Raw genomic sequence first — 6,464 nt, forward strand, 5'->3', positions numbered from 1 at the left:
GGGCGGGAGCTAGGGCATGGCGGGCGGACACGGAGGCGGGACGGCGATGGCGGCTGGAACGGGAACCGGGAGGATCCGCGGGGGACGCGGGGTCCGCGGCGCGTGCGCGGCGGTGCTCGCGGCGGCCCTGGCGGCGACGGGCTGCTCCGCCCCGGGGGCGGACCCGGACGTGACGCTGCGGATCCTGGCCGGGAGCGAGGTCGCCGACCTGGAGCCGCTGCTGGAGGAGGCCGGGGAGCGCACCGGGGTGACGGTGGAGCTGGAGTACACCGGCACGCTGGACGGCATGGCCCGGATCGCCGCGGGTGACCGGCAGGGCGAGGGCGGGGAGTACGACGCGGTGTGGTTCGCCTCCAACCGCTACCTCAACCTGGACGGCGACGGCCGGTCGGCGGTGCACGAGGAGACGCCGGTCATGGTCTCCCCCGTGGTGCTGGGCGTGGCCGCCGACCGCGCGCGGGAGCTGGGCTGGGACGGGGGCGCGGAGGTGACCTGGTCGGACGTGCACCGGGCGGTCGTAGAAGAAGAGTTGATTTACGGGATGACCAACCCGGGCGCCTCCAACTCGGGTTTCTCCGCGCTGATCGGGGTGGCCTCGGCGTTGGCCGACACGGGCGCGGCTCTGAGGTCGGAGGACGTGGAGCGGGTGGGGCCGGAGCTGGCGGAGTTCTTCGCGGGCCAGGAGGTGACGGCGGGGTCGTCGGGGTGGCTCACGGACGCGTTCGTGCGGCGCGCGGAGAGCGGCATGCCGGTGGACGGGCTGGTCAACTACGAGTCGGTGATCCTGTCGCTGAACGCCTCCGGCGCGCTGGAGGAGCCCCTGACGGTCGTGTACCCGGCCGACGGCGTGGTGACGGCCGACTACCCGCTGACGCTGCTGTCGGACCCCTCCGAGCAGGCGTTGGACGGGTACGAGCGGCTGGTGGGGGACCTGACGTCGGAGGAGACGCAGCAGCAGATCGCCGACCGGACGTGGCGGCGCCCGGTCACGGCCGGGGCCGAGCTGTCCCCGCCGGTGCCCCCGCTGGTGGAGCTGCCGTTCCCGGCGAGCCGGGAGGTGGTGGACGGCCTGGTGGCGGACTACTCGGCCTCGCTGCGCCGTCCGGCGCGCACCGTGTACGCGCTGGACGTGTCGGGGTCGATGGAGGGCGGCCGGCTCGCCGAGCTCCAGTCGGCCCTGGGCGCGCTGACCGGCGCGGACGGCGGTTCGCTGGCCCGGAGCACGCAGGCCTTCCAGGAGCGGGAGGTGGTGACGCTGCTGCCGTTCTCCACGTGGCCCGCCGACCCGCGGACCTTCGTGGTGGAGCCGGGTTCGGTGGACGAGGTCAACGCGGACCTGTCCGCGGCGGTGGAGGGGCTGGAGGCCGAGGGCGACACGGCCGCCTACGACGCCCTGGTGCAAGCGTACGAGCTGTTGGAGAGCGACACGGGCTCGGACGGCGACCCCCTGATGTCGGTGGTGCTGATGACCGACGGCGAGGTGAACCGGGGCGTGGGGCTGGAGGGCTTCCGGGAGTCGCTGGCCGCGCGTTCGGAGCCGGTGGCGCGGGTGCCGGTGTTCACGGTGCTGTTCGGCGAGTCGGACGTGCCGGAGATGACCGAGCTGGCGGAGCTGACGGGCGGCCGGGTGTTCGACGCCCGCGAGCAGGACCTGGAGCAGGTCTTCCGGGAGATCCGGGGATACCAGTAGGGCCCCGGACCTCCCGGAGGCGGTCTCCTCAGGAGGAGGCCCGGGCCCGGTCCGCCGTGGGCGGCGGGCCCTGGGTCCCGTCCCCGCCCCGGCCCGCCCCGGAGGAGGGCGGGGGGACCGGGACGGTGACGGGCCCGGCGCTGACGCGGCGTTTGTTGTAGATGTCGAAGGCGACCGCCAGGAGCAGCACCAGTCCCTTGATGAGCTGCTGCCAGTCCACGCCCAGGCCGATCAGGGACATGCCGTTGTTGAGCACGCCCATGACCAGGGCGCCGACGACGGCTCCGACGACGGTGCCCACGCCCCCGGAGGCGGAGGCGCCGCCGATGAAGGCCGCGGCGATGGCGTCGAGTTCGAACATGGTCCCGGCGCCGGTCGTGGCGGCGTTGAGCCGGGCGGTGAAGACGAGTCCGGCCAGCGCCGAGAGCACGCCCATGTTGACGAACACCCAGAACGTGGTGCGCTGGGTGCGGATCCCCGACAGCGCGGCGGCCTGCTCGCTGCCGCCGACGGCGTAGACCCGCCTGCCCATGGTCGTGGAGCGCATGACGAACGAGTACCCGGCGATGAGCGCGACGAGCAGCACGCCCACGACGGGCAGCCCGTTGTAGTCGGCGAGCACGTAGGTGAACGCCAGGATGGCCGCGACGATCACGGCCGAGGAGGCGGCGGTGACCGGCGCGGACTGGACCGGGAGCCCGTACCCGAGCGAGCGGGACCGCGAGCGCCACTGGATCCACACCAGGGCGGCGGCCCCCGCCGCGCCCAGCAGCAGGGTGGGCAGGTGGAGGCCGTCCCCGGCCTGCCAGGGCAGGAACCCGCTGGCGATGTCGCGCAGGGAGGGCGGCAGCGGCGCCACGGACTCCCCGCCCAGGACGGCCAGGGTCGCGCCGCGGAAGACGAGCATCCCGGCGAGGGTGACGATGAACGCCGGGACCCGCACGTAGGCCACCCAGAAGCCCTGCCAGGCGCCGATGAGCGCGCCGAGCAGCAGGGCGACGGGCACGACCACGACCGTGGGCAGCCCCCAGGAGGTGAGCATGATCGCCGACACCGCGCCGGTGAAGGCCACCACCGAGCCGACCGAGAGGTCGATGTGGCCGGTGACGATGACCAGCATCATCCCGATCGCCAGGATCAGGATGTAGGAGTTCTGCATGATCAGGTTGGTGACGTTGAGCGGGGTGAGGAGCAGGCCCCCGGTGAGGATCTGGAACAGCACGATGATGGCCACCAGGGCGGCGGCCATGCCGTACTGGCGGGAGTTGCCGCGGGTCAGCGCGCCGCCGAGCCGGGAGAGTCGGGAGGTTGCGGTGGGCTCTTTCACGGGTGTCCCCCGGTTCGCGTCATCAGTCTCATGAGGGTTTCCTGGTCGGCCCCCTCACCGGGGACCTCTCCGGTGATGCGCCCCTCGCACATCGTGTAGATCCGGTCGCACATGCCGAGGATCTCGGGGAGTTCGGAGGAGATCAGCAGCACGCAGGCGCCCTCCGCGGCCAGGCGGCGGACGATGAGGTAGATCTCGTACTTGGCGCCGACGTCGATGCCGCGGGTGGGCTCGTCGAGGATCAGCAGCTCGGGTCGGGTGAACATCCACTTGCCCAGGACGACCTTCTGCTGGTTGCCGCCGCTGAGGGTGCGCACGGTCTGGGCGGGGCCCTGGCTCCTGACCCGCATGCTCTGGCTCATCCGGGCGGCCTCCACCACCTCCAGGCCGGGGTCGAGGACGCCGCGCGCGGACACGCGGTCCAGGGCCGCCAGCGTGGTGTTGTGGCGGATGTCGTCGTCGAGGAGCAGGCCGAGGGTCTTGCGGTCCTCGGGCACGTAGGCGAGACCGCCGCGGATGGCGTCGGCGACGCTGGCGGTCGCGAGTTCGGCGCCGTCCTTGAGCAGGGTGCCGCGGACGCGGCGCCCGTAGGAGCGGCCGAACAGGTTCATCGCGAACTCGGTGCGCCCGGCGCCCATGAGGCCGGCCATGCCCACGACCTCCCCGGCGCGCAGGGTCAGGTCGACCCCGTCCACCACGCGCCGTCCGGCCTGGGTGGGGTGGTCCACCGTCCAGTCGCGGACCTCGAAGCGCACCCGGCCGACCTCGCCGGTGCGCGGGGGGTGGCGCTGGTCCAGAGCGCGGCCGACCATCCCGCGGATGATGCGGTCCTCGTCGATCGAGGGGTTGCCGTCGGCGTCGCGCTCCACGGCGAGGGTCTCGACGGCGCGGCCGTCGCGCAGGATGGTGACCTCGTCGCACACGCGCACCACCTCGCCGAGCTTGTGCGAGATGAGGATGCACGTGACGCCCTGGTCGCGCAGGTCCAGGAGGAGTTCGAGCAGCCGGGTGCTCTCCGCCTCGTTCAGCGCGGAGGTGGGCTCGTCCAGGATGAGCAGCCGCACCCGTTTGGCCAGGGCCTTGGCGATCTCCACGAGCTGTCTGGCGCCCACGCTCAGCGCCGAGACGGGCGTGGCCGGGTTCTCGTCCAGGCCGACCCGGCGCAGGAGTTCGCGGGCCCGGGCGTGGGTGGCGCCCCAGTCCAGGACGCCGTAGCGGGCCTGTTCGTGGCCGAGGAAGACGTTCTCGCTGATGGACAGCTGCGGGATGAGGGCGAGTTCCTGGTGGATGATGGCGATGCCCGCGCGCTCGCTGTCGGCCACGCCGGAGAAGGAGCAGGGCTGTCCGTCCATGAGGATCTCGCCGCCGTGGGAACCCGTGGGGTGGACCCCGCTGAGCACCTTCATCAGCGTCGACTTGCCCGCGCCGTTCTCCCCCATCAGGGCGTGGACGCGGCCGTGGCCGACGGTCAGCGACACCCCGTCCAGGGCCCGCACGCCGGGGAAGTCCTTGCGGATGTCGCGCATCGTCAGGAGCGGCCCGCCGGGGGCTGGCCGCCTCTCCTCCGTCGTCACTGGAGCTCGGACTCCTCGTAGTAGCCGCTCTCGACCAGGACCTCGTGGTAGTTGTCGGCGTCCACCGAGACGGGGTCGAGCAGGTAGGAGGGGACGACCTTGACCCCGTTGTCGTAGCTCTCGGTGTCGTTGACCGGGACCTCCTCGCCCTGTACCAGGGCCTCGACCATGTCCACGGTCTGGGTGGCCAGGGTCCGGATGTCCTTGAAGACGGTCTGGGTCTGCTCCCCGGCGATGATGGACCGGACCGAGGCGGCCTCGGCGTCCTGGCCGGTGATGACGGGCAGCGGCCGGTCCTCGGTGCCGTAGCCGACGGCGCGCAGGGACTCGATCACGCCGAGGCTCATGCCGTCGTAGGGCGACAGGACCGCGTGCACCTCCTCCTCGGAGTAGTGGGCGCTGAGCAGGTTGTCCATGCGGTCCTGGGCGACGGCGCCGGACCACTCCTGGGTGGCGATCTGCTCCATGGAGGTCTGGCCGCTGCGGACGACGAGGCGGCCGTCGTCGATGTGGGGCTGGAGCACCGACATCGCCCCGTCGAGGAAGTAGGAGGAGTTGTTGTCGTTGGGCGAGCCGCCGAACAGCTCGATGTTGAAGGGACCCTCCTCGTTCTCCAGGTCGAGGGCTCGCACGATGTACTCGCCCTGGAGGACGCCCACCTGGAAGTTGTCGAAGGTGGCGTAGTAGTCGACGTGCTCGCTGCCGAGGATGAGGCGGTCGTAGGCGATGACGGGGATGTCGCTGGAGGCGGCCATGTCGAGCACGTCGCCGAGGGCCTCGCCGTCGATGGAGGCGATGACCAGGACGTCGGCGCCCCGGGTGATCATGTTCTCGATCTGGGAGACCTGGTCCTCCACGACGTCCTCGCCGTACTGGAGGTCGGTGCCGAAGCCGCGGGCCTCGAACTCGGCGACCATGTTCTCGCCGTCGTTGATCCAGCGCTCGGAGGACTGGGTGGGCATGGCGATGCCGACGACGCCGGCCTCGCCCTCGGGCCGCGCGGCGTCGCCGACGCCTCCGCAGGCGGTGAGCAGGAGTGTGCCGCACAGTGCGGCGGCCAGGAGGGGTGTGCGTCGGGGATGGGGGGTCATGCGTTCGCCTTTCTGGGCGTGGTCCGGGCGCGGACGCGCACCGGGGTTCCGGTCAGTTCCGACTGGTCGAGAGGGTGATGACGGACCAGGACACGGGGGGCAGGACGGCGGAGAGCCTGCCGCCGTCCAGGGTCACGCCCCCGGCCGGTCGCGGGACGACCCGGTCGGGGGCGTCCATGGTGTTGTGGGCGTAGGGGTCCTCGTCGCTGAGGGTCCGGGCGTCCGTGACGGCCGTCGGGGCCAGGCCGCGCAGGTCGGCGTCGAGGGCGAGGTGCTGGTCGGTGGAGCGGTTGACCGCGAACAGCGACGCGGTGGCCTCCTCCTCGTCGAAGGTGACGACGGCGTCCAGGAGCGGGATCTCGCCGTGGCTGGCGGTCGTGTACCGGGGCGCGGTGACGCCGGTGTGCAGCACCCGGCCCCGTGCGGCCCGAGCGGTCAGGGCGAAGGGGTGGAAGACGGTCTGGCGCCACGCGGGGCCGCCGGGCTCGGTCATGATCGGCGCGATGACGTTGACGAGCTGGGCCTGGCTGGCGGCGGTGACCCGGTCGCCGTGCCGGAGCAGGCTGATGAGCATGTTGCCCACGACGACGGCGTCGGCGACGCTGTAGCGGTCCTCGATGACGCGGGGCGCCACCTGCCAGTCGTCTGCGGGCTGCGCGGCGGCCCGGGCCTGGTGGCGGCTCAGGTACCACACGTTCCACTCGTCGAAGGAGAGCTGGATGCGTTTGGGGTCGCGCAGGCGCGCGCCGACGGCGTCGGCGGTGGAGACGACGGAGTCGATG

5 protein-coding genes are annotated in these 6,464 nt (G+C 72.4%); 1 reads left to right on the plus strand and 4 read right to left on the minus strand.

Annotated features, from left to right (window positions below):
- The first annotated feature begins 46 nt into the window (after positions 1–46).
- Positions 47–1,690: a VWA domain-containing protein gene (locus tag DQW06_RS19840; protein ID WP_117199084.1), complete on the plus strand. Its 1,644-nt coding sequence runs from the start codon at positions 47–49 to the stop codon at positions 1,688–1,690.
- 28 nt (positions 1,691–1,718) lie between these two features.
- Here DQW06_RS19840 and mmsB read toward each other — a convergent pair whose 3' ends face one another.
- The 4 genes from mmsB to DQW06_RS19860 form a co-directional block, all read right to left on the minus strand.
- Entirely contained in the window at positions 1,719–3,017 is a 1,299-nt protein-coding gene (mmsB, locus tag DQW06_RS19845) for a multiple monosaccharide ABC transporter permease (protein ID WP_117199085.1), read from the minus strand.
- Positions 3,014–4,543 (minus strand): sugar ABC transporter ATP-binding protein, encoded by a 1,530-nt coding sequence (locus tag DQW06_RS19850; protein WP_086000751.1) that lies wholly within the window; start codon positions 4,541–4,543, stop codon positions 3,014–3,016. The genes mmsB and DQW06_RS19850 overlap by 4 nt, the downstream gene beginning before the upstream one ends.
- 44 nt (positions 4,544–4,587) lie before the next feature.
- A complete protein-coding gene (chvE, locus tag DQW06_RS19855; RefSeq protein WP_013151808.1) occupies positions 4,588–5,682 on the minus strand; it encodes a multiple monosaccharide ABC transporter substrate-binding protein in 1,095 nt (364 codons plus the stop codon).
- Positions 5,683–5,734: 52 nt separating this feature from the next.
- A partial coding sequence (locus tag DQW06_RS19860) for an alpha-L-arabinofuranosidase C-terminal domain-containing protein (RefSeq protein WP_304598533.1) occupies positions 5,735–6,464 on the minus strand: 730 nt, incomplete at its 5' end.

The sequence above is a fragment of the Nocardiopsis sp. TNDT3 genome, from assembly GCF_003427465.1.
Lineage (GTDB): Bacteria > Actinomycetota > Actinomycetes > Streptosporangiales > Streptosporangiaceae > Nocardiopsis > Nocardiopsis dassonvillei.

Bases quoted from the DNA above. Each gene is read 5' to 3' on its own strand.
- DQW06_RS19840 (WP_117199084.1), top strand. From the start codon at position 47: ATGGCGGCTGGAACGGGAACCGGGAGGATCCGCGGGGGACGCGGGGTC.
- DQW06_RS19850 (WP_086000751.1), bottom strand. From the start codon at position 4,543: ATGCGCGACATCCGCAAGGACTTCCCCGGCGTGCGGGCCCTGGACGGG.
- chvE (WP_013151808.1), bottom strand. From the start codon at position 5,682: ATGACCCCCCATCCCCGACGCACACCCCTCCTGGCCGCCGCACTGTGC.